This is a genomic window from Micromonospora sp. NPDC051141 (genome assembly GCF_044455765.1).
Lineage (GTDB): Bacteria > Actinomycetota > Actinomycetes > Mycobacteriales > Micromonosporaceae > Micromonospora.
Window position 1 is genome coordinate 141,062 of sequence record NZ_JBITFD010000008.1, and the last position, 22,381, is coordinate 163,442.

A 22,381-nucleotide genomic window follows, 5' to 3' on the forward strand; every position below is an offset into this window, starting at 1 on the left:
CGCGGACTGACCGGCGGGCCGGAGCGTGCCGGTCAGCCGGCCGGCAGCGGCGCGAACAGGTCCACACCGTTGCCGTCCGGATCGTGCAGGACCGCGTACCGCTGGCCCCAGACCGCGTCCCACGGCGGCAGTTCCCCGTGGTGGCCGGCGGCGGTCAGCTCGGCGTACCAGCGGTCCACCTCGGCCGGGTCGGCGCAGCGGAAGGCCAGGCTCATCCGCGGGCTGCCGGCGGGCGGCGTGAAGCCGGGATGGAAGCCGCGGATGGTCTCGACGGTGTCCCAGGCCAGTCGTACCCCGTTGGGGAGGGCGACCTCCACGTGCGGTTCCGTCTCGGCGTCGGCCGGGATCGGCAGCCCCAGCCGGCGGTAGAAGTCGAGGGTGCGGGCCATGTCGGTGACGACGGTCCCGACGAGATCGAACTGCGGTGTCATGCCGCCACGGTAGGCGGCCCCGGGCCGGTGCGTCTTGAACGGATCGGACGGGGGAGGAGTGCCCGGTGTGGCCGCGCGTGTCCGGTCAGGCGCGTACCGTAGGGGACAAGCCCGGCGTTGAGGAGTAAAGCTCGCGTTCCGGGCGGTGCTCCGATGACCGGCGAGGGAAGGAAAGCAGCCGTGACGCACCTGGCCTACCTGGACGCGGGATCCGGCAGTCTCATCGTGCAGGCGGTGGTCGGCGGGGTGGCCGGAGTGGCCGTGGCCGCCAAGCTCTACTGGCGGCGCCTGGTGACCCGGTTCCGCCGCCAGCCCACCGACCAGGGCTGACGGCATGACGGTTCCCGACACCGGCGTCCGCGTCGAACCCGGCTCCTTCCGCGACCCCGGCAACCGGGTCTTCCACCGGGCCGGGGAGGTGCTGCGTGGCCTCGACGAGCGGTCCGCCCGGGACTGGCGGGCGCTGTCCGCCAGCGACCTCTTCCGCGACCTCACCGCCGCCGGCCACCTGGTCGGCACCGAGGAACTCGTCCCGACCCCGGTCGACCTGCCCTGGGCCGCGGTGCTGCGGCACGAGCGCATCCCGTTCGTCTCCCACCCCTACGAGTGGTCGTACGCGATGCTGCGCGACGCGGCGCTGCTGCACCTGGACGTGCTGCGCGCCGCGCTGGAGGCCGGCTTCACCACCAAGGACGGGTCGGCCTACAACGTGCAGTGGCGCGGCGCCCGGCCGGTGTTCATCGACGTCGGCTCGTTCGAGGCGCTGCGCGACGGCGAACCCTGGGCCGGCTACCGGCAGTTCTGCCAGACGCTGCTCTACCCGCTGCTCATCCAGGCCCACCTCGGGCTGGACTTCCAGCCGTTCCTGCGGGCCCGGATCGACGGCGTCGAGCCGGACCAGATGCGCCGCCTGTTCGCCGGCGCCCGCCGCTGGCGGGCCGGGGTGCCCACCCACGTGCACCTGCACGGCGCGATGCAGGCCCGCCACGCGGACGCCAGCAGCAGCGACGTCCGCGCCCAGCTCCGCGCCGCCGGGTTCTCCCGCGAGCTGGCCCTGTCCACCGTACGCGGGCTGACCCGGCTGGTCCGCCGGCTCGACCACCGGCCCGCCGACAGCCACTGGGCGGACTACCAGCGCACCTGCGCGTACTCGGTGCCGGACCGGCGGGCCAAGGAGGACTTCGTCGACCGGGCGGTGGCCGCCACCGCCCCGCACTCGGCGGTGGACCTGGGCGCCAACGACGGCCGGTACGCCCGCATCGCGGCCCGGCACGCCGCGTACGTGGTCGCCGTCGAGCAGGACCCGGGCGTGGTCGACGCGCTCTACCGCGCGCTGTGCGACGAGGGCGAGGGGCGGATCCTGCCGCTGGTGATGGACCTGGCCGACCCGTCGCCGGGCGGCGGCTGGCGCGGCGTCGAGCGGGCCGCGTTCGTCGACCGGGCGCGCGCCGACCTGGTGCTCGCCCTGGCCCTGGTGCACCACCTGGCGATCGGCCGGAACGTGCCGCTGCCCGACGTGCTCGACCAGCTCGCCGCGCTCACCGAGCCCGGCGGCAGCCTGGTGGTGGAGTTCGTCCACCCGGACGACCCGATGGCCCGCCGGCTGCTGGCCAACAAGCCGGACGGCCTCTTCCCCGACTACCGGCGGGACGCGTTCGAGGCGCTGCTGGCCCGGCGCGGGCGGGTGGTGGCGCGTGCCGAGCTGCCCTCCGGCACCCGCACGCTCTACCAGGTGGTGGTGGGTGGCTGAGGACACTCTCGCCCCACCGAGGGACCGGCCGGCCGGCACCGACGCGCCCCGCCGGCGGGGCCGGTGGCGGGCCGAGGCGGCGCGGCTGGCCGAGGTGTCGGCGCTGGTCGGCCTCGTGGTCACCCAGCCGCTGCTGGACGTGCTCGGTCGCAGCCCCGACTTCTTCCTGTTCCACCGCGCCTCCCGGGTCGACGTGCTGCTCCTGGTCGCGCTGGTCGCGTTGGCGCCCACGCTGCCGTTCGCGGCGCTCGGCGCACTGGCGCTGCTCGGCGGCCGGGTGACCCGGGCGGCGGTGCACACCGTGCTGGTCGGGTTGCTGCTCGCCGCGCTCGCGGTCCAGGTGGGCCGCCACCTGACGCCGCTCCGGGGCGTACCGCTGCTGGTGGTGGCCGGCGGGGCCGGCGCGCTCGCGGCGGTCGCGCACCGGCGGTGGCGGGCGCTGCGCCGGGTGCTGCGGGTGGCCGCGGCCGGCCCGGTGGTCTTCGTCGGGCTGTTCCTGTTCGCATCGCCGGCCTCGGCGGTGGTGCTGCCCCGCGGCGACGGCGGCGCCGCCGGCACGGCCGGCGCGGGCAGCCACCCGCCGGTGGTCATGATCGTGCTGGACGAGCTGCCGCTGGTGTCGCTGCTCGGCCCGGACGGGCGGATCGACGCCGCCCGCTACCCGAACTTCGCCGCGCTGGCCGCCGGCTCGACGTGGTACCGCAACGCGACCGGCGTCAGCGGTTGGACGCCCTACGCGCTGCCGGCCATGCTCACCGGCCGCTACCCGGAGCGGGCCGTGGCGCCGCACTACTCGCAGTACCCGGACAACCTGTTCACCGCGCTCGGCGGCCTCTACCGGATCAGGGCGCAGGAGAGCATCACCCGGCTCTGCCCGCCCAGCCGCTGCGAGCAGCCGGCCAGCCCGCAGCGGGGGATCGGCGTGCTGGCCCGGGAGAGCGGCAAGCTGCTGCGCCAGCTCACCGCGCCGGTGGACAGCCGGGTCGACCCGGAGGACTCGTACCGGGAGCAGACCGCGGCCGAGGCCGGGCTGGACGCCGCCGAACCGGTGCCGGACGACCCGAAGTTCCGCTGGGACACGCTCGACGACAACCAGCCGGCCCGGTTCACCTCGTTCCTCGCCGGGCTGCGCCCCGTCGACCGCCCGACGCTGCACTTCCTGCACCTGCTGATGCCGCACTCGCCGTGGGCGTACCTGCCGTCCGGGGCGCACTACGACGCGCCGGAAGACCTGCCCAACGACGGCGCCGGCTGGGTGGACCTGGCCCGTGCCCGGCACCTGGCGCAGCTCGGCTACACCGACCGGCTGATCGGCGAGACGCTGCGGACGCTGCGCGCCACCGGCCTCTACGACCAGGCGCTGGTGCTGGTCACCGCGGACCACGGGGTGAGCTTCCGCCGGGACTGGCAGGGCCGGGGGATGGACGCCATCAACCACGCCGCGAACGAGGTGGCCTGGGTGCCGATGTTCGTCAAGGAGCCCGGCCAGCGGGCCGGCCGGGTCGACGACCGCAACTGGGAACACGTGGACCTGCTGCCCACCATCGCCGACGAGACCCACGTGCGGGTGCCCTGGCGGATGGACGGCGTCCCGGCGAGGGCGGCCCCGCGCGGGCGGGCCGACAAACGCTTCTACGACCGGCCCGGCCAGCCGGTGACGATCACCGGCGGAGTGCCCGCGCCGGTGCCGCTGCCGGCCGTCGACCCGTTGGTCGGCACCCGGCTCTCCGACGTGCCCCCCGGCGGCACGGCCACGGTCGCGAACCGGGCCGCGTTCGCCGCGGTCGATCCGGCGCGGGGGCTGCCGGCGCTGGTCTGGGGCACCGTGCCCGACACCGTGCCGGACGGCACCCGGCTCGCGGTCGCGGTCAACGGCACGGTCGGCGCGGTGGTGCCGGTGGTGCCGCCGGACGCCGGCGGTCGGCGGTTCGCCGCGTTCCTCCCCGACGACCGGCTCTTCGCCGCCGGCGCCAACCGCCTCGACCTGTACCGCCTCGACGCCGGCGGGACGCCGCGGCGGCTCGATCTGTCCTGACCCGGCCCCGCGGCCGGTTTCCGTCCCGGCAACTCGGGAATCAGTGACGCATACCTCACCTGCGAAACCATGCCGAGCGTTGTCCCCCATACCGTGATTACGGTAGAAGCGAAGGCAATTCAACGAAGATCTTGCCGGCGAAGCGAGGAACAGATGACGGAAGTCAAGCTCGACCACCCCGGTGGGCAGCTGTCGATGCCGGTGCAGTCCGCGGTCGAGGGCCCCGCCGGGATCGGGGTGAGCAAGCTGCTCAAGGAAACCGGGATGACCACGTACGACCCCGGTTTCGTCAACACCGCGTCCTGCTCGTCCGCGATCACGTACATCGACGGTGACGCGGGCATCCTGCGGTACCGCGGCTACCCGATCGACCAGCTGGCCGAGAAGTCCTCCTTCCTGGAGGTCTCCTACCTGCTGATCTACGGCGAGCTGCCGTCCCAGACGGAGCTCACCGAGTTCAGCGAGCGGATCCGGCGGCACTCGCTGCTGCACGAGGAGATGCGTCGTTTCTTCGACGGCTTCCCCCGCGACGCGCACCCGATGGCGGTGCTCTCCTCGGCCGTCAGCGCCATCTCGACTTTCTACCAGGACAGCCTGGACCCGTTCGACTCCGAGCACGTCGAGATGTCCATGGTGCGGCTGATGGCGAAGGTCCCGACCATCGCCTCGTACGCCTACAAGAAGTCGATCGGCCAGCCGCTGCTGTACCCGGACAACTCGCTCGGCTACGTCGAGAACTTCCTCCGGATGACGTTCGGCGTGCCGGCCGAGCAGTACGAGGTCGACCCGGTCGTCGCCCGCGTGCTGGACATGCTGTTCGTCCTGCACGCCGACCACGAGCAGAACTGCTCCACCTCGACGGTGCGGCTGGTCGGCTCCAGCAACGCCAACCTGTTCGCCTCCGTCTCGGCCGGCGTGAACGCGCTGTTCGGCCCGCTGCACGGCGGCGCCAACCAGGCCGTGCTGGAGATGCTCCAGAAGATCCAGGCCGACGGCGGCGACGTCCGCACCTTCGTGCAGAAGGTGAAGGACAAGCAGGACGGCGTGAAGCTGATGGGCTTCGGCCACCGGGTCTACAAGAACTACGACCCGCGGGCCGCGATCGTGAAGAAGGCCGCCCAGGACGTGCTCGGCCGGATGGCCAAGCCGGACCCGCTGCTGGACCTCGCGATGCAGTTGGAGGAGATCGCGCTCGCCGACGACTTCTTCGTCTCCCGGCGCCTCTACCCGAACGTGGACTTCTACACCGGCCTGATCTACAAGGCCATGGGCTTCCCGACGAAGATGTTCACGGTGCTGTTCGCGCTGGGCCGGCTGCCCGGCTGGATCGCCCAGTGGCGCGAGATGATCAACGACCCGGAGACCAAGATCGGTCGCCCGCGGCAGATCTACACCGGCGCCCCGGAGCGGGACTACGTCCCCGCCGCCAACCGCTGACGTGCAAGGAGGGGCCCCTTTCAACGCCTGGGGTATGGGCGGGGCCCCTTCTTGAGACGGCCCGATGCGAAGGCCGCCGACCCGTGCGGGGTCGGCGGCCTTTCGCGTGCTCGGGTGGGTGCGGCTGTTGAGCGGGGCCCCCGCCTCCACCAAAAGCGTTAGGCGGGGCCCCCTCCTTTCACCGCAGGCCGGCGGCGGTGAGGAGGTTGCCGGTGGGGAGGGCGGGCAGGGCGCGGCCGGCGGCCATCCGCTGCTCGGTGCGGGCGGCGGTGAACGCCGGGTCGCCGGCGATCGCGGCGGCGTACGCGGCGGCCGTGCGCGACGCGATGGCCGACCAGCCGTACTGCTCGTGCACCATGGCGCGGGCCCGGCGGGCCAGCGCGCGGGCCCGGTCGGTGTCGGAGAGCAGCGCGTGCACCGCCTCGGCCAGCCCGTCGGGGTCCTGCGGGGCGAACGTCATCCCGGTGACGCCCGGCTCGACGATCTCGGCCAGCCCACCGGTACGCGACACCGCCAGCGGCGCGCCCGCGGCGGCGCCCTCCAGCGCGACCATGCCGAACGGCTCGTAGATGCTGGGCACCGCGAAGCAGTCCGAGGCGGCCATCACCGCGGGCAGGTCGGTGCCGCCGAGGAACCCGGGCATGCTGACCGTGTCGCCCAGCCCGAGCCGGTGCACCTCGGCCTCCAGCTCCGCCTTGTACGGCCCGTCGCCGACGATCACCGCGCGCAGCCCGGGGTGCCGGTCCCGCAGCCGGGGCAGCCCGGCCAGCAGGTGCTGCACGCCCTTCTCGTAGACCAGCCGGCCGGCGAACGTGACGAGCGGCCCGCCGGCGGCGAAGCGGGTCCGGGCGGCGGCGACCGCCGAGGCGGGCACCCGCCAGCGGTGCGGCTCGACGCCGTTGGGGACGACGTCGACCCGGGCCGCGTCCACGCCGAACAGCGCGCCGACCTCGTCGCGCATGTAGCCGGAGCAGACGATCACCCGGCCGGACTCGCTGGCCAGCCACTGCTCGACGCCGTGGATGGTGCGGTTCATCTCCTCGGGCAGCCAGCCCTGGTGCCGGCCCGCCTCGGTGGCGTGGATGGTGGTCACCAGCGGCACGTCCAGGTGCTCGCGCAGCGTCATGGCGGTGTGCGCGACGAGCCAGTCGTGGGCGTGGATCACGTCGTACGCGCCGGACTCGGTGGCGCGCAGCGCGGCCCGGGTGAGCGTGTGGTTGAACGCCATGGTCCAGGCCAGCAGCGACCCGGTGGCGAGCGGGAAGGTGACCGGGTCCTCGGCGGCGCGGACGACGCGCACGCCGTCGGCGTACTCCTCCAGGGGCGCGCCCTCGGCGTGCCGGGTGACCACGGTGACCTCGTGCCCGGCGGCGGCCAGGGCGACGGAGAGCGCGTGCACGTGGCGGCCGAGGCCACCGACGAGCACCGGCGGGTACTCCCACGACAGCATCAGGATGCGCCGCTTCCGGGACGCGGCGCCGGCCTGCGGCGGCACGGTCGGGCGGGAGGTGAGGGTGGGCCGGTGGAGCCGGTCCGTCGCGGTGGCGGTAGGCGCGCCGACCCGCAGAGTGGTCACGTGTCGTTCTCCGTCCATGCAGGGTGGGACACGCCGGCATCGGTGGCGGCGGTGGGGCGGATGGTGGGGATTGGCCGAGCGGCCGGGTGGACACGCGCGGGCGCGCGTCCGCGGTCCAGGAAAGTCCATCCGGCGCGAACCCGCACCTCGAAACGGTCGATCGTGACGGACGACACCCGAACGTTTCGGTTACCGTCCGAACGGGTGGATTGGCGGCGGGTACGGCGGGGCATCAACGGCGTGCGCGTCGGCCGCCCGTCCGGCGCGCTCACGATCATGGGCCGAAGGAGCGACATGCAGGTCTGGCCGGGCGACAGCTACCCCCTCGGCGCCACCTACGACGGGATGGGCACCAACTTCGCGATCTTCTCCGAGGTGGCGGAGCGGGTCGAGCTCTGTCTGTTCGACGAGTGGGACATCGGCACCGAACGCCGGGTCGAGCTGCGCGAGGTCGACGCGTACGTCTGGCACGCCTACATTCCCGGCGTCGAGCCCGGCCAGCGCTACGGTTTCCGGGTGCACGGCCGGTGGGACCCGGCCAACGGGGTGCGGTGCAACCCGCACAAGCTGCTGCTCGACCCGTACGCGAAGGCGGTCGACGGCGAGGTCTCCTGGGACCCGGCGGTCTACGACTACGAGGTGGGCGGCGACCCGGACCGGATGAACACCACCGACTCGGCGCCCTTCATGCCGAAGTCGGTGGTGGTGAACCCGTACTTCGACTGGGGCAACGACAAGCCGCCGCGCACCCCGTACCACCACTCGGTCATCTACGAGGCGCACGTGCGGGGGCTGACCATGCGCCACCCGGACATCCCGGAGGAGCTGCGCGGCACGTACGCGGCGATCGCCTCGCCGGTGATGATCGAGCACTTCCAGCGGCTCGGGGTGACCGCGGTCGAGCTGATGCCGGTGCACGAGTTCGTGCACGACCACCGCCTGGCCGACCTGGGGCTGCGCAACTACTGGGGTTACAACACCATCGGCTTCTTCGCCCCGCACCACGGCTACTCCGCGCTGGGCCGGCTCGGCCAGCAGGTGCAGGAGTTCCGCGGCATGGTCAAGGCGCTGCACGCCGCCGGCATCGAGGTCATCCTCGACGTGGTCTACAACCACACCGCCGAGGGCAACCACCTCGGGCCGTCGCTGAGCTTCAAGGGCATCGACACGCCGAGCTACTACCGGCTCTCCGAGGAGGACCGGCGCTACTTCGTCGACTACACCGGCACCGGCAACAGCCTGAACGTGCGCAGCCCGCACTCGCTCCAACTGATCATGGATTCGCTGCGCTACTGGGTCACCGAGATGCACGTCGACGGCTTCCGGTTCGACCTGGCCGCCACGCTGGCCCGCGAGTTCTACGAGGTGGACCGTCTCTCCACGTTCTTCGAGGTGGTGCAGCAGGACCCGGTGGTCGGCCGGGTCAAGCTGATCGCCGAGCCGTGGGACATCGGCCCCGGCGGCTACCAGGTGGGCAACTTCCCGCCGCAGTGGACCGAGTGGAACGGAAAGTACCGTGACACGGTCCGCGACTTCTGGCGCGGCGAGCCGGCCACGCTCGCCGAGTTCGCGTCCCGCATCTCCGGCTCCGCCGACCTCTACCAGGACGACGGCCGCCGCCCGTTCCACAGCATCAACTTCGTCACCTGCCACGACGGGTTCACGCTCACCGACCTGGTGTCGTACAACGACAAGCACAACGAGGCCAACGGCGAGGAGAACCGGGACGGGGAGAGCCACAACCGCTCCTGGAACTGCGGCGTCGAGGGCGACACCGACGACCCGGGCGTACGCGCGCTGCGGGAGCGGCAGCGGCGCAACTTCCTGGCCACGCTGATCCTGTCCCAGGGCGTGCCGATGCTCGGCCACGGCGACGAGCTGGGCCGCACCCAGCACGGCAACAACAACGCCTACTGCCAGGACAGCGAGCTGGCCTGGGTGGACTGGGACCGGGCCGACGAGGAGCTGCTCACGTTCGTGCGGCGGCTCACCGAGTTCCGCAACCGCCACCAGGTGTTCCGCCGTCGACGGTTCTTCACCGGGCTGCCGGTCGGCGGTCGGGCCGCCGGCTCCGGCCTGCCGGACCTGGCCTGGTACACCCCGGACGGCCGGGAGATGACCGGCGAGGACTGGGGCAACGACTTCGGCCGCTCGGTGGCCCTGTTCGTCAACGGCGACGGCATCCCGGAGCGCGGCCAGTACGGCCAGCGCCACCGGGACAGCTCCTTCCTGCTGCTGTTCAACGCGCACGACGCGGCGTTGGACTTCACGTTGCCCGGGGAGGAGTTCGGGCCCCGGTGGGAGCTGGTGATCAGCACCGCGGAACCGGATCCGGAGAAGACGACAGTGGTCGAGGCGGGTGGCACGGTGTGCGTGCCGGACCGCTCGCTGCTGGTCCTGGAGAGGACGCCCTGACCATGCCCGACACCCCTCGTTCGACCTACCGCGTCCAGGTGCGGCCCGGCTTCGACCTGGACGCCACCGCCGAGCTGACCGACTACCTGGCCGCGCTCGGCGTCACCCACCTCTACACCGCGCCGCTGCTCACCGCCACCCCCGGCTCGCAGCACGGCTACGACGTGGTCGACCACCGGGCGGTCAACCCGGAGCTGGGCGGCGAGGCCGGCCGGCAACGCCTGGTCCGGGCGCTGCGCGCGGCCGGGCTGGGCCTGGTCGTGGACATCGTGCCGAACCACGCCGGGGTGGCCCGGCCGGCGGCCAACCCGGCCTGGTGGGACGTGCTGCGGGCCGGGCGGGACTCGGCGTACGCGGACTGGTTCGACATCGACTGGGACCGCGGCCGGCTGCTGCTGCCGGTGCTCGCCGACGCCCCGGACGCGCTGGACGACCTGAAGCTGGTCGACGGGGAGCTGCGCTACCACGAGCACCGCTTCCCGGTCGCGGACGGCACCGGCGACGGCACGCCCCGCGAGGTGCACGACCGGCAGCACTACGAGCTGGTGGACTGGCGGCGTGGCGACACCGAGCTGACGTACCGCCGGTTCTTCGCCGTCTCCGACCTGGCCGGCCTGCGGGTGGAGGACCCGGCGGTCTTCGACGCCACCCACGCGGAGATCCTGCGCTGGTCCGACGCCGGGGACGTCGACGGCATCCGGGTGGACCACCCGGACGGGCTGCGCGACCCGGCCGGCTACCTGGCCCGGTTGCGCGCCGCCGCGCCGGACCGCTGGCTGGTGGTGGAGAAGATCCTGGAGTACGGCGAGGACCTGCCGGACTGGCCGGTCGACGGCACCACCGGCTACGACGCGCTGGCCGCCGTGTCCGGCCTCTTCGTCGACCCGGCAGCCGAGCCGGACTTCACCGCGCTCGACGGACGGCTCACCGGCCGGCACACCTCCTGGGAGGACCTGACCCACGGCACCAAGCTGGAGGCCGCCACCCGACTGCTCGCCGCCGAGCTGACCCGCCTCGCCGCGCTCGTGCCCGAGCTGCCCCGCGAGCAGGTCCGCGACGCCCTCGCGGAGCTGGCCGCCTGCTTCCCGGTCTACCGCGGCTATCCGCCCGAGGGGGCCCGGCACCTGGCCGCCGCCCGCAGCGAGGCCGGCCGCCGCCGGCCCGACCTGACCGCGGTGCTGGACCAGGTCACCGCCCGGCTCCGGGACCCCGGTCACGAGCTGGCCGCCCGGTTCCCGCAGTTGACCGGCGCGGTGATGGCCAAGGGTGTGGAGGACACCGCCTACTACCGGTGGAGCCGGTTCGTCGCGCTGAACGAGGTGGGCGGCAGCCCGGCCCACTTCGGGGTGCCGCCGGCCGAGCTGCACCGGTTCGCCGCCGCCCGCCAGGTGCGCTGGCCGGCGAGCATGACCGCGCTCTCCACCCACGACACCAAGCGCGGCGAGGACGTCCGCGCCCGGCTCGCGGTGCTGAGCGAGCTGCCCGGCCGGTGGGCCGACCGGGTCACCGACTGGATGTCCCGGGCGCCGCTGGCCGACCCGGCGCTGGCCCACCTGCTCTGGCAGACCGCCGTCGGGGCCTGGCCGCTCGACCGGGACCGGCTACACGGGTACGCGGAGAAGGCCGCCCGGGAGGCGTCGGTCAGCACGAGCTGGGCCGACCCCGACCCGGCCTTCGAGCACGAGATGCACGCCCTGGTCGACCGGATGTACGACGACCCGGAGCTGCACGCCCAGATCACCGCGTTCGTCGACGAGATCACGCCGGCCGGCTGGTCCAACGCGCTCGGCCAGAAGCTGGTGCAGCTCGCCATGCCCGGCGTGCCGGACACCTACCAGGGCACCGAGCTGTGGGAGAACTCCCTGGTCGACCCGGACAACCGCCGCCCGGTCGACTTCGCCGTACGCCGGGAGCTGCTGGCCCGGCTCGACGCCGGCTGGCAGCCGACGGTGGCCGCGGACGGCGGGGTCAAGCTGCTCGTGGTCTCCCGCACGCTGCGGTTGCGCCGCGACCGGCCGGAGCTGTTCACCGGCTACCGGCCGGTGCCGGCGCGCGGCCCGGCCGCCGCGCACGCGGTGGCGTTCGACCGGGGCGGCGCGATCGCGGTGGCCACCCGGCTGCCGGTGCGGCTGGCCCGCGACGGCGGCTGGCGGGGCACGACGTTGTCACTTCCCGTTCATCCGGTGACCGACGTGTTCACCGGTCGGGTCTACAGTGGTGGGGAGGTGCTCCTGGACGATCTGTTGAGCACCTGTCCCGTCGCCCTCCTCGCACCCACCGACCCAGCGGAGGCCGCCGCATGACCGAGTTCACGGTGTGGGCGCCCGAGGCCGCCCGGGTGCGGTTGCGCCTGCCCGGGGTGGCCGACCACGACATGCGGCCCGGTCCGGACGGCTGGTGGCGGGTCGAGGCGCCCGACGCCGGGCCGGGCGCCGACTACGCGTTCCTGCTCGACGACGACGAGCAGGCGCTGCCCGACCCCCGGTCGGCCTGGCAGCCGGCCGGCGTGCACGGCCCCAGCCGGGTGTACGACCACGCGGCGTTCGCCTGGACCGACACCGCGTGGACCGGCCGGCAGTTGCCCGGCAGCGTGCTGTACGAGCTGCACATCGGCACGTTCACGCCGGAGGGCACGTTCGACGGCGCCATCGCCCGGCTCGACCACCTGGTGGAGCTCGGCGTCGACCTGGTCGAGCTGCTGCCGGTCAACGCGTTCAACGGCGAGCACAACTGGGGTTACGACGGCGTCTGCTGGTACGCCCCGCACGAGCCCTACGGCGGGCCGGACGGCCTGAAACGCTTCGTCGACGCGGCGCACGCCCGAGGGCTGGGGGTGATCCTCGACGTCGTCTACAACCATTTCGGGCCCTCCGGGGCCTACGCGCCGCGCTTCGCGCCGTACCTCACCGAGCAGAGCAACACCTGGGGCCGCACGGTCAACCTGGACGGCCCGCACTCCGACGGGGTGCGCCGCTACATCGTCGACAGCGTGCTGATGTGGCTGCGCGACTACCACGTCGACGGGCTGCGGCTGGACGCCGTGCACGCGATGCCCGACGGTCGCGCCACCCACTGGCTGGCGGAGGTGGCGACCGAGGTCGAGTCGCTGTCGACAGCGCTGGGCCGGCCGCTGTCGTTGATCGCCGAGTCCGACCTGAACGACCCGACGCTGATCACGCCGCGCGAGGCTGGCGGCTACGGCCTGCACGCCCAGTGGAACGACGACGCCCACCACGCGCTGCACACGCTGCTCACCGGCGAGCGGCAGGGCTACTACGGCGACTTCGGCTCGCTGGAGTGCCTCACCGACGTGCTGACCGGCGCGTTCTTCCACGCCGGCACCTGGTCCAGCTTCCGTAACCGCAGCCACGGCCGCCCGGTCGACCGGCAGCGCACGCCCGGCCACCGGTTCGTCGCCTACCTGCAGAACCACGACCAGATCGGCAACCGGGCCACCGGCGACCGGATCTCCGCCACGCTCTCGGCCGGGATGCTGCGGGTCGGCGCCACGCTGCTGATGACCGCGCCGTTCACCCCGATGCTGTTCATGGGGGAGGAGTGGGCCGCGACCACGCCGTGGCAGTTCTTCACCAGCCATCCCGAGCCGGAGCTGGCGGTCGCGGTCGCCACCGGCCGCCGGCGCGAGTTCGCCGACCACGGGTGGGCCACCGAGGACGTGCCCGACCCGCAGGACCCGCAGACGTTCCTGCGGTCCCGGCTGGACTGGGCCGAGCTGGACAAGCCCGACCACCGCGAGATGTACGAGTTCCACCGGCGGCTGATCGCGCTGCGCAAGTCGTGCCCGGACCTGTCCGACCCGCGGCTGCACCGGGTCGAGGTGCGCCACGGCGACCAGTTCCTGGTGGTGCGACGCGGCGACACGCTGGTGGTGGCCAATCTGGCGGAGCGACCGCAGCGGGTGAACCTGCCCGGGGCGGTGCGCCGGGTGCTGCTCGCCTCCGCCGAGGGCGCCACGGTGATGCGCGGCGGCATCGAGCTGCCGGCGGAGAGCGCGGCGATCGTCGCGCTCTGAGTTCCGCGCGTCGGCGTCGTGCCCGTTATCGGTCGCGCGCCCGAGCGTGGTCCGGCCCGGCTCACGTCGGGGCTTGACGAGCAGAACCCGGTCAGCCGGGTCGGTGATGAGGGCGGCTGCGGTGGCATGGAACGCGGGCAGAGCGGCGTACCAGGTGGCGGGGTCCATCCAGGTCACATCGAGAACGCTAACGCTTCGGGTACTGTGCGTAGCGGCAACCTTCCGGTCGGTCCTCCCTGGGAGTCGCGATGCCCGCGAGCCTTTCGCCCTTCGCCGTTCGTCTCCGGGCCCTGCTGAAGGAACGCGGACTCAGCTACCGCACGCTCGCGACGCGCACCTACTACAGCAAGAGCTACCTGCACGACATCGCCTGCGGACGTAAGGCTCCGAGTCCGGAAGTGGCTCAACGGCTGGACGGCGCACTGGGTGCGGGCGGTGCCCTGGTGGCAGTCGCCGCCATCTCGGGCCCGGACGAACAGTGCCCGACGGTCGTCTCCGGTAGCTTTTGGCAGCGGTCCGACATCGAACGGCTGGCCGACCTGCTCGTTACGGAGACGCCCACCTCGGAGAACGCCGTCGAACTGGCACACCAATGGTTGATCGCCGACCCACCGCAGCGCCTCGAACTCGAAGCCGGCCGTCGCGTCGGTGACAGCACCGTGGAGCGGGTGCGACGACGGGTTCTTCAGCTCCGCCGGTTGGACGATCACCTTGGCGGAAGCGAGACGTACACGTTGGTCACCGACGAACTGGCCGAGACCCTAGCGTTGCTGCGGGAGAGCAGTCACTCCGAGTCGGTGGGCCGGGACCTGCTGGTCGTCATCGCGGACCTGTGCCAACTGGCGGGCTTCGTCGCCGAGGACTCGGGCCGGATGGCGGAAGCCCGTCGTTACCACCTGGCCGGGATGCGCGCGGCTCACGCCGGTGGTGACACCGCCTGTGCCGCGAACTGCCTCAGCAGCCTCTCCTACCTTGAGGCCAATGTCGGTGACCAGCATGCGGCCGTCACGCTGGCCCGGTCGGCGCATGCCGGTGGCCGGCACGCCGCCGAGGCCACCGGGCGTGCGCTGTTCCTGGAACGGGTCGCCTGGGCGTACGCCCGTGTCGGGGAGGTGGGCCTCGCCGAGCGGGCACTCGGATCGGTCGAGGACATCTATCCGGAACACGGACCCGTGCAGGCACCATCCTGGGCGTACTGGCTGACTCGGGACGAGGTCGAGATCATGGCGGGCCGGGTCTGGACGGAACTGGGCCGTCCGCTGCGGGCGGTACCGATCCTGGAACGGGTGATTGTCCGCTACGGGGACGATTCTCCGCGAGAGACGGCGCTGTACACGACGTGGCTGGCCAAGGCATTGCTTCAGGCCGGCGAGGCAGAGCAGGCGGCGATCACCGCCGGACGGGCACTGAGCTTTGCGCTCCGGGCGCGGTCGCAACGGGCCGCCGAGCGAGTGGCAGACCTGCGCGAGGCGCTGGTCTCGGTTGCCGGTGGTTCACGGGCGGTCGACGAGTTCCTGGAATTGTCCGCCCACCTGTCCGCCACGGCTGGCGGACAACCCGGCGGACAGTAATCGGGCCTGTCTGCGGGGACCACGTCGATCCTCCGTCACACGCTGTCACAGGAGCGTTCGCGACCGTGCTGCGGTCGCGGATGCCGTGAGCCGGGTGCGGACCCTGCCTTCCTCCAACTCATGCCGCACCCCGATCTCCGGAGGTGGCAATGGGCAGCAGGCAGTCGGGCAGTGGCAGAAAGCCGCAGCCGGGCAGGGGTGAGCAGATTCAGGCGGCCGAATGGGAGGCCGCAAAGCGGCGGCTGCTGGCACAGGCCGAGGCGGAGCGTGTATCCGTGGAGGACACCACGCGGGCAGTGCCGGACCGGCGGTGGCGGCGTGACCGGTGAGCCGATCGGTCGGCGGGTCGCCGGGTGGCGGACGCGCCGTCGGTTGACCCAGCAGATGCTCGCCGATCGACTCGGCAAGTCGAAGAGCTGGGTGGACAAGGTCGAGCGGGGGGTGCGCCGACTGGACCGGTACTCGGTGATCCAGGAGATCGCCGACGTGCTCCGGGTCGACCCGTCGGTTCTGCTCGGCACGCCGGGGCCGGCGCTGACGGGTGCGCCGGTCGGGGTGGACGCGGTCCGCGCGGCGCTCGCCAACTACCACGGCGGTCCGCCCGCACTGGCGCCTTCGGAGCTGCGGCGGCACGTGACGTACGCCTGGTTGACCTACCAGCATGCCCACTACGCACGGACGCTGCGGCTGCTGCCGGGACTGTTGGATGTCGCCCGCGGGCTGCACCGGGCCGCTCCGGAGCTGCTCGTGCAGGCGTACCGGATCGCCTCGTCCGTACTGGTCAAGCTGGGGGAGGCGGACCTGGCGTGGCTGGCCGCCGACCGGGCGGTGGCCGGGGCGGGTGATGATCCGGCGCTGTCAGTCCGGGCTGTCGCGTGCGTGGGGGAGGCGCTCCGGGCGTTGGGCCGGAACCAACTGGCCCTCACCGTGACGATCTCTGCCGAGCCGGTGAGCGACTTGCACGGGCCCTTGCTGATTCAGGCCGGCCTCGCCGCCGCCGGCTGCGGCGAGGTCCGCCGCTCGGACGAGTTGCTGGGCCGGGCCGCCGAGCTGGCCGCGCGACACCCGTCCGGGGACGAGTTGCAGCGGTGCGGGTTCGGGCCGGCTGCCGTCGAGGCGGCCCGGGTGGTGGCGGCGTTGGAGTCGGGTGACGCCGGGGAAGCGGTGTGCCGGCACGAGCGGGTGCATCGGCGGGAGGCGTGGCGATGTCTGCCGACCGAGTTCCGGGCCGCCTACCTGGTGGATGCCGCGCGGGCGTACGTCCGGGTGGGCGACATGCGCGGAGCCGGCCGGGCGCTGGTGGAGGCGGACGGCATCGCGCCGGCCGAGATTCGGCTGCGGCCGGTGGCGCGTACCGTCGTCGCGGAGATCGCCCGCGCCCACCCGGCGCCACCCGGCGTGGCCCGCCTGGCGACCCTGGTCGGCCTGACCCGGTGAACGGGTTCGCGCCCGATCTTGGAGTTGTGGTGGTTCGCAAAGCCGACATGCGACGCTTTTCCTGGCACCACAACTCCAAGATCGACGAGAGGGCGAGGCGGCGGAGCGATGAGTTCGCCGGACGGGGGCGGTCCGAGTGGGAGGACGGGGGCCGACACTGGAGGTTGCTCATGCCCGAGACGCTCACCCGAAGCGAGTTGTGGGCGCTCGCGCACGCGGAGCGGGCCGCCCTCGCCGACGACCTGGCCGGGCTCGACGCGGCGCGGTGGGCGCACCGTTCGCTGTGCGGCCGGTGGACGGTGGAGCAGGTGGTCGCGCACCTGACTGCGGCGGCGAGCGTCGGCCGGGCCCGCTGGGTGGTCAGCGTGGTGGGCGCGCGCTTCGACTTCGACAAGCACAACGACCGTCGCCTGGCCGAGCACCGGGGCGCCGACCCGGCGGAGACGCTCGACCGGTTCCGTCGGATCATCCACAGCACCACGTCCACGTTCGGCCCGACCGAGGCGTGGCTCGGTGAGGTGGTCCTGCACGCTCAGGACATCCGGCGACCGCTCGGGCTCGGCCGTACGCCGCCGGTCGAGGCCGTGACACCGGTCGCCCGCTTCTTCGCCGGTCGGGACTTCACCGTGAGCGGACGCAGCGCCATCCGAGGGCTGCGGGTGGCGGCCACCGACGGACCGTTCGCCGCCGGAGCCGGCCCCCTGGTCAGCGGCACCACGCTGGCACTGACCATGGCGATGGCCGGCCGGGCGGCATACTGCGACGACCTGACCGGGCCCGGGGTGCCCACGCTGCGTCAGCGGTGCGTCCCCGCCTGAGGACGGTCGACGCCGACCCGGACCCGGTGGTGCGCTACCGGCGTGGGCCTGGTCCGGACCGGCGGGCCGGCCGGCCGGCGAGTGGCGGACAAGAGCGGCACCGGCGGGTACGGCACCCGAAACGACATCGCCGTGGTGTGGCCGCCGGACGCCGCGCCGATCGTGCCGGCGGCGCTCACCACCCGGGCCGACCGGAACGCGACGCCGAGCGACGCTGGTGGCCGGTGCCGCGGCGGCGACCCTGGCAGCGACGCGGTGATTGCATACCGAGTATGCTCTCCGGCATGCCGCCCACCCGTCGCGTCCTGGCGCTCGTCGCCCCCCTCGCCGGTCTCCTGCTCGGCTTCCTCGACTTCGTCTGGATCACGCGGGTGCCGTACCCGCTGGCCGAACTCGGCAACTCCACCGCCACCTGGGCAATCGCCGCGTTCGCGCTCGGCTGGTGGGTCCGGGTGGGCGCGCTGCGGGCGGCGGTGGCGGGCGTGGTCCTGCTGGTCGTCGCCGTGCCCAGCTACTACCTGGCCGCGACACTGCTCCAGGGTGACGATCTGGCCGTGATCACCGCGCCCACCTCGTTGCTGTGGATGGCGTTTGGGGTGCTCGCGGGCGTGGTGTTCGGCGTCGCCGGGGTCTGGGCCCGGTCGTCCGGGTGGCGGCGGGTGGTGGCGACCGCGCTGCCGGCGGCCGTGTTCGTCGAGGAGGCGCTGCGCTTCGCGGAACGGGGGCGCACCGGCTACTACCCCGGCGCCTGGTGGAACGTGGCCATCGACCTCGGGCTCGCCGCGCTGGTGATCCTGCTCGTCGCCCGCGCCGCCCGGACCCGGTTGCTCGCGTCGGCGGTGGCGCTGCCGCTTGCCGCGCTCGGCGCGCTGGTCTTCGTCGCCGTCCCCGGTTGAGGCGGCCTCCATATGGACCGCTCAATCGATTGACATTCGATAGCTAGCTAGCGAAACTCGATCCATGGTTGATCGAGTGAGCGCGGACGTCCTGGTCGTCGGCGCCGGGCTGGCCGGGCTGCACACCGCCACGTTGCTCGCCGCAGGCGGGCACGACGTGCTGCTGATCGACCGCCGGCCCGCCCTGAGCGGCGCGATCCGGACGACCGGGATCTTCGTCCGGCGCACGCTCGACGACTTCCCGCTGCCCGCCGGGCGCCTGGGGCCGCCCATCCGGCGGGTGGTGCTCTACCCGCCCGGCCTGCGTCGCCCGGTGACCCTGGTCAGCGCGCGCGACGAATACCGGGTGGGCGACATGGCGGGCCTCTACACGGACGCCGCTCGCGCCGCCGGCGACGCCGGGGTGCGGATCGCGCTCGGCACCCGCTACGCCGGTCGCCGGGGGGACGCCTACGTGCTGACCGCTCCGGGTGGCCCGGTCGAGGTCCGGGCCCGGTTCGTCGTCGGCGCCGACGGCGCCCGGTCCCGGGTGGCCCGGGATCTGCGCCTGGACCGCAACCGGCACCTTCTGGTCGGCGCCGAGGAGGTCTTCTCCGTCGCCCCGGGCGACGGGCCGCCCACGTTCCACTGCGTGCTCGACCCGACGCTCGCGCCCGGCTACCTGGCCTGGGTGGTCAACGACGGCCGGCACGCCCACGTCGGCGTCGCCGGTTACGCCGACCGCTTCCCCGGCGGCCTGCGGCACGCGCTGCGGCGGTTCGCCGCCTCGGCTCCCGGGTTGCCCGCCGGGGACCGGCCCGACGAGGTGGAACGGCGGGGCGGGCCGATCCCGGTCGGCGGGGTGCTGCGCCGCATCGGCTGCCCGGACGGACTGTTGGTGGGCGATGCGGCGGGCGCGGTCAGCCCGCTCACCGCCGGCGGCCTCGATCCGTGCCTGCGGTTGTCGGCGTACGCGGCGGTCGTGCTCGACGAGGCGCTGCGCACGGGCCGCCGCGACGTGGTGAGCCGCTACGACGGCGCGAGCCTGCGGAGCCGGTTCCGGGGCAGGTTGACGCTGCGGCACGGGCTGGCCCAGGTGCGTACCCCGGCCGTCGCGTCGGCGGCGTTCACGCTCCTGCGTACGCCGTTCGGACGAGCGGCGGCCCGAGGTGTCCTCTTCGGCGACCGGTCGTTCCCCGCGCCGTGACCGGTGCCCGAGTTCCGGTGCCCGCGCCTGGCCGGTAGGGAACAGGCGTCACCGGAGGGCGTGGTGGACGACTTCCCGCCCGCGGGCCGCCCCCGGTGACCGGGGACGGTCCGGCCCGGTCAGGGAATCGGCCACTCGTGCACCGGGCGGTTGCTGTGCATCAGGTCGACGTAGTGGCGGACCACCTCGCGCAGCGCGGCCGGCCGGTCCAGGTGGTCGGCGGACTCCAACCGGTGCAGCGTCTCCACCTGCCAGGTCGCGCCGTTGCGGCCGGTCAGGCAGCGCTGCTCGACGATGCCGAGCAGCCGGTCCCGCTCGGCCGGGTCGAGACCCCACCGGTCCAGGCCCTGATGGGCCATCGGCAGCAGCCTCCGTAGCACCAGCTCGGTCACCGGCAGGTAGCCCAGGCCCGGCCAGAACACCTGGGCGTCGATGCCGTGCCGGGCGCACGCGTTGAAGTTCTCCTCGGCGGCGCTGAACGACATCTGCGACCAGAGCGGACGGTCCGACTCGGCCAGCGCCCGGACCAGTCCGAAGTAGAAGGCGCCGTTGGCAACCGTGTCCAGCACGGTCGGGCCGGCCGGCAGCACCCGGTTCTCCACCCGCAGGTGCGGACGCCCGCGCGACACGTCGTAGACCGGCCGGTTCCAGCGGTAGATGGTGCCGTTGTGCAGGCGCAACTCGGCGAGTTTCGGCACGCCGCCGCTGGCCAGCGTCGCCGCCGGGTCCTCCGGGTCGCACACCGGCAGCAGCGCCGGGAAGTAGCGGACGTTCTCCTCGAACAGGTCGAACACCGAGGTGATCCAGCGTTCTCCGAACCACACCCGCGGGCGTACCCCCTGGGCTTTGATCTCTTCCGCCCGGGTGTCGGTGGCCTGCTGGAACAGCGGGATGCGGGTCTCCCGCCACAGCTCCCGGCCGAAGAACAGCGGGGAGTTCGCGCCGAGCGCCACCTGGATGCCGGCGATCGCCTGGGCGGCGTTCCAGTAGTCGGCGAACTGCGCCGGGCTGACCTGGAGGTGGAACTGGGTGCTGGTGCAGGCCGCCTCCGGCGTGATGGTGTCGGCGGTGGTGGCCAGCCGCTCCACCCCGCTGATCGCGATCGGCAGGTCCTCCCCGCGGGCGGCGAAGATCTGCTCGTTGAGCAGCGCGTACCGGGGGTTGGCGGAGAGCGAGTCGGCGGTCAGGTGCTCCGGGCGCAGCGTCGGCAGGACCCCGATCATCACCATGTGCGCGCCGACCGTACGGGCCTTATCCTCGGCAGCGTTGAGGCTGGCCCGCACGTGCTCCTCGAACTGGGCGGTGCCGGTGCCGGTGAGCCGGCGCGGCGCCACGTTGATCTCCACGTTGAACTGGCCCAGCTCGGTCTGGAACGCCTCGTCGGCGATCGCCGCCAGCACGTCGGCGTTGCGCATCGCCGGGTCGAAGCGCTCGTCGACCAGGTTCAGCTCGATCTCCAGGCCGGTCATCGGCCGCTCCACGTCGAACCGGGACTCCCGCAGCATCTCGGCGAAGACGTCCAGACAGCGCCGGACCTTCTCCCGGTAGCGGGCCCGATCCTCCCGGCTGAAGGTGCGCGCGCCGACGTCTTCGCCCATGGTCACCACCTTGTCACCGTTGGTCTTCCCAACCTCGCACGCAGTGACGGGTCAGGAAAAGGTCTAAGGGATCTTTTCTGTACCCCGAACCGCCCCCACTCATCCGGGCCGCGTCAGGGAGGGCCCCCTCTTGACGCCTCCTGCATGGGCGGGGCCCCGCTTAACAGTTGGCCGCCAGGCGGGCCGGCTACCATGGCCGCCGCGACGGAGAAGGAGTGACTGATGCGCGACGGGTGGATCCGGGCGTTCGTGTGGGCGGCGATCGCCGAGGCGTGCTCCTGGGCGGCGCTGCTGGCCGGCATGGTTGTCAAGTACGGGCCGCCGCGCAACGAACTCGGCGTGCAGGTGTTCGGCCCGATCCACGGCGCGCTCTTCGTCGCGTACGGGCTGCTGGTCCTCGTGGTGGCCCGACGCCGCCGCTGGACGTTGACGCGGACGGGGCTGGCGCTGGCCAGCGCGGTGCCGCCGTTCGCCACCGTGCTGTTCGAGCGCTGGGCGCGCCGACGCGGGCTGCTCGACGCCCCCGCTCCCGCGCCCGCCGAGCGTCCGCTCGCGGGTGTCGGTGGCTAGGAGGGGGCCTCGCCTCTACCGCAGACGTTAGAAAGGGGGCCCTCCTTTCACGTCAGGGCGGAGCAGGCGGCCACGCCGAGCACCAGGACGAGGCCGAGCGTCGCCTGGAGCAGCAGCGCCGGGCCCAGGTGCGACCAGAGCGTCGCGGTACGCGGGGTGAGCAGCTGGCCGGTGGTCAGGTTGACGATCCGCTCGATCCGGGGCGGCAGGTCCGCGTCGCGCTGTGGGCGCAGCGTGAGCTGCACGTGGTCGCCGGGGTGCAGTGCGCTCTGCGGCAGGTGGCCGTGCAGTTCGACCTCGACCAGCCGGTCCGCGGCGTCGCGCACCCGGACCGGGGTGACCAGGAACTCGGGCCCCTTCTTCAGGTCCTTGAAGCTGCGCTTCGCGCCGCCACCGCCGCTGCTGAGCAACGCGCGGACCACCCGTAGCAGCAGCCCCACCACCCCCGCCGCGGTCAGGACCGTGACCAGCACCGGCTGGCCCACGCGCACCTCGCGGGCGTACCCCTCCATCAGCCGGACCAGCCGCCCCGTGACGATGCGCTCCGTCGGGCGGACGACGCGTCGGGTGTGTAGCTCCGTGTCCATGTTCACCACCGAGAGTTCCGTTGCGTGCACAGATGGTATCG

The 22,381-nt window shown here is 73.2% G+C and carries 17 protein-coding genes; 13 read left to right on the forward strand and 4 right to left on the reverse strand.

Translation table 11 applies throughout. The features are described from left to right. Positions 1-32: 32 nt before the first annotated feature. Entirely contained in the window at positions 33-431 is a 399-nt protein-coding gene (locus ACIA6B_RS17275) for a VOC family protein (RefSeq protein ID WP_396774358.1), read from the reverse strand. 180 nt (positions 432-611) lie between these two features. Between ACIA6B_RS17275 and ACIA6B_RS17280 the strand changes: the two genes are divergently transcribed. The 4 genes from ACIA6B_RS17280 to ACIA6B_RS17295 all read left to right on the forward strand — a co-directional run bounded on the left by ACIA6B_RS17280 (position 612) and on the right by ACIA6B_RS17295 (position 5,653). Continuing rightward, positions 612-761 carry a hypothetical protein gene (locus tag ACIA6B_RS17280; protein WP_343441732.1) on the forward strand — a complete coding sequence of 50 codons (150 nt, stop codon included), beginning with the start codon at positions 612-614 and terminating at the stop codon, positions 759-761. Positions 762-765: 4 nt separating this feature from the next. Next, the gene (locus tag ACIA6B_RS17285) at positions 766-2,181 is read left to right on the forward strand and encodes a class I SAM-dependent methyltransferase (RefSeq protein WP_396774360.1); all 1,416 of its coding nucleotides are present in this window, start codon (positions 766-768) and stop codon (positions 2,179-2,181) included. Continuing rightward, positions 2,174-4,216, forward strand: coding sequence for a sulfatase-like hydrolase/transferase (locus ACIA6B_RS17290; RefSeq protein ID WP_396774362.1), 2,043 nt, complete (start codon positions 2,174-2,176; stop codon positions 4,214-4,216). Before ACIA6B_RS17285 ends, ACIA6B_RS17290 begins: the two co-directional genes overlap by 8 nt. Before the next feature lie 153 nt (positions 4,217-4,369). Then, on the forward strand, positions 4,370-5,653 hold the full coding sequence (locus ACIA6B_RS17295; RefSeq protein WP_281940622.1) for a citrate synthase: 1,284 nt from the start codon (positions 4,370-4,372) through the stop codon (positions 5,651-5,653). A 178-nt stretch (positions 5,654-5,831) separates the two neighbouring features. On the opposite strand, the gene ACIA6B_RS17300 is transcribed toward ACIA6B_RS17295, so the two are convergent. Then, positions 5,832-7,229 carry a glycosyltransferase family 4 protein gene (locus ACIA6B_RS17300; RefSeq protein ID WP_396774364.1) on the reverse strand — a complete coding sequence of 466 codons (1,398 nt, stop codon included), beginning with the start codon at positions 7,227-7,229 and terminating at the stop codon, positions 5,832-5,834. A 294-nt stretch (positions 7,230-7,523) separates the two neighbouring features. On the opposite strand from ACIA6B_RS17300, the gene glgX reads away from it, so the two are divergent. The 8 genes from glgX (at position 7,524) to ACIA6B_RS17340 (ending at position 19,585) form a co-directional block, all read left to right on the forward strand. Continuing rightward, on the forward strand, positions 7,524-9,644 hold the full coding sequence (gene glgX, locus ACIA6B_RS17305) for a glycogen debranching protein GlgX (RefSeq protein WP_396774602.1): 2,121 nt from the start codon (positions 7,524-7,526) through the stop codon (positions 9,642-9,644). Between the two features lie 2 nt (positions 9,645-9,646). Beyond that, complete coding sequence (treY, locus tag ACIA6B_RS17310) at positions 9,647-11,947, forward strand: malto-oligosyltrehalose synthase (protein WP_396774366.1); 2,301 nt, start codon at positions 9,647-9,649, stop codon at positions 11,945-11,947. Continuing rightward, positions 11,944-13,677, forward strand: coding sequence for a malto-oligosyltrehalose trehalohydrolase (gene treZ, locus ACIA6B_RS17315; protein ID WP_396774368.1), 1,734 nt, complete (start codon positions 11,944-11,946; stop codon positions 13,675-13,677). The genes treY and treZ overlap by 4 nt, the downstream gene beginning before the upstream one ends. A gap of 248 nt (positions 13,678-13,925) precedes the next feature. Beyond that, positions 13,926-15,248 carry a helix-turn-helix domain-containing protein gene (locus ACIA6B_RS17320; RefSeq protein ID WP_396774370.1) on the forward strand — a complete coding sequence of 441 codons (1,323 nt, stop codon included), beginning with the start codon at positions 13,926-13,928 and terminating at the stop codon, positions 15,246-15,248. A 318-nt stretch (positions 15,249-15,566) separates the two neighbouring features. After that, positions 15,567-16,685 (forward strand): helix-turn-helix domain-containing protein, encoded by a 1,119-nt coding sequence (locus ACIA6B_RS17325; protein WP_396774372.1) that lies wholly within the window; start codon positions 15,567-15,569, stop codon positions 16,683-16,685. A 170-nt stretch (positions 16,686-16,855) separates the two neighbouring features. Next, positions 16,856-17,503: a maleylpyruvate isomerase family mycothiol-dependent enzyme gene (locus ACIA6B_RS17330; protein ID WP_396774373.1), complete on the forward strand. Its 648-nt coding sequence runs from the start codon at positions 16,856-16,858 to the stop codon at positions 17,501-17,503. A 284-nt stretch (positions 17,504-17,787) separates the two neighbouring features. Continuing rightward, positions 17,788-18,399, forward strand: a complete 612-nt coding sequence (locus ACIA6B_RS17335) for a DUF6518 family protein (RefSeq protein ID WP_396774375.1) — start codon at positions 17,788-17,790, stop codon at positions 18,397-18,399. A gap of 76 nt (positions 18,400-18,475) precedes the next feature. Then, the gene (locus tag ACIA6B_RS17340; RefSeq protein ID WP_396774377.1) at positions 18,476-19,585 is read left to right on the forward strand and encodes an FAD-dependent oxidoreductase; all 1,110 of its coding nucleotides are present in this window, start codon (positions 18,476-18,478) and stop codon (positions 19,583-19,585) included. Positions 19,586-19,704: 119 nt separating this feature from the next. Here ACIA6B_RS17340 and ACIA6B_RS17345 read toward each other — a convergent pair whose 3' ends face one another. Next, positions 19,705-21,183, reverse strand: coding sequence for a glutamate--cysteine ligase (locus tag ACIA6B_RS17345; protein ID WP_396774378.1), 1,479 nt, complete (start codon positions 21,181-21,183; stop codon positions 19,705-19,707). Positions 21,184-21,405: 222 nt separating this feature from the next. Here ACIA6B_RS17345 and ACIA6B_RS17350 point away from each other — a divergent pair, with 222 nt between their 5' ends. Beyond that, positions 21,406-21,753: a DUF3817 domain-containing protein gene (locus ACIA6B_RS17350; RefSeq protein WP_396774380.1), complete on the forward strand. Its 348-nt coding sequence runs from the start codon at positions 21,406-21,408 to the stop codon at positions 21,751-21,753. A 47-nt stretch (positions 21,754-21,800) separates the two neighbouring features. Here the strand turns inward: ACIA6B_RS17350 and ACIA6B_RS17355 are convergent, their stop codons facing one another. Next, complete coding sequence (locus tag ACIA6B_RS17355; protein WP_396774382.1) at positions 21,801-22,349, reverse strand: hypothetical protein; 549 nt, start codon at positions 22,347-22,349, stop codon at positions 21,801-21,803. Between the last annotated feature and the right edge of the window lie 32 nt (positions 22,350-22,381).

Coding starts and splice junctions, on each gene's coding strand:
- ACIA6B_RS17345 (WP_396774378.1), bottom strand. CDS start 21,183: ATGGGCGAAGACGTCGGCGCGCGCACCTTCAGCCGGGAGGATCGGGCC.
- treY (WP_396774366.1), top strand. CDS start 9,647: ATGCCCGACACCCCTCGTTCGACCTACCGCGTCCAGGTGCGGCCCGGC.
- glgX (WP_396774602.1), top strand. CDS start 7,524: ATGCAGGTCTGGCCGGGCGACAGCTACCCCCTCGGCGCCACCTACGAC.
- ACIA6B_RS17295 (WP_281940622.1), top strand. CDS start 4,370: ATGACGGAAGTCAAGCTCGACCACCCCGGTGGGCAGCTGTCGATGCCG.
- ACIA6B_RS17350 (WP_396774380.1), top strand. CDS start 21,406: ATGCGCGACGGGTGGATCCGGGCGTTCGTGTGGGCGGCGATCGCCGAG.
- treZ (WP_396774368.1), top strand. CDS start 11,944: ATGACCGAGTTCACGGTGTGGGCGCCCGAGGCCGCCCGGGTGCGGTTG.
- ACIA6B_RS17320 (WP_396774370.1), top strand. CDS start 13,926: ATGCCCGCGAGCCTTTCGCCCTTCGCCGTTCGTCTCCGGGCCCTGCTG.
- ACIA6B_RS17330 (WP_396774373.1), top strand. CDS start 16,856: ATGCCCGAGACGCTCACCCGAAGCGAGTTGTGGGCGCTCGCGCACGCG.
- ACIA6B_RS17275 (WP_396774358.1), bottom strand. CDS start 431: ATGACACCGCAGTTCGATCTCGTCGGGACCGTCGTCACCGACATGGCC.
- ACIA6B_RS17285 (WP_396774360.1), top strand. CDS start 766: ATGACGGTTCCCGACACCGGCGTCCGCGTCGAACCCGGCTCCTTCCGC.
- ACIA6B_RS17335 (WP_396774375.1), top strand. CDS start 17,788: ATGCCGCCCACCCGTCGCGTCCTGGCGCTCGTCGCCCCCCTCGCCGGT.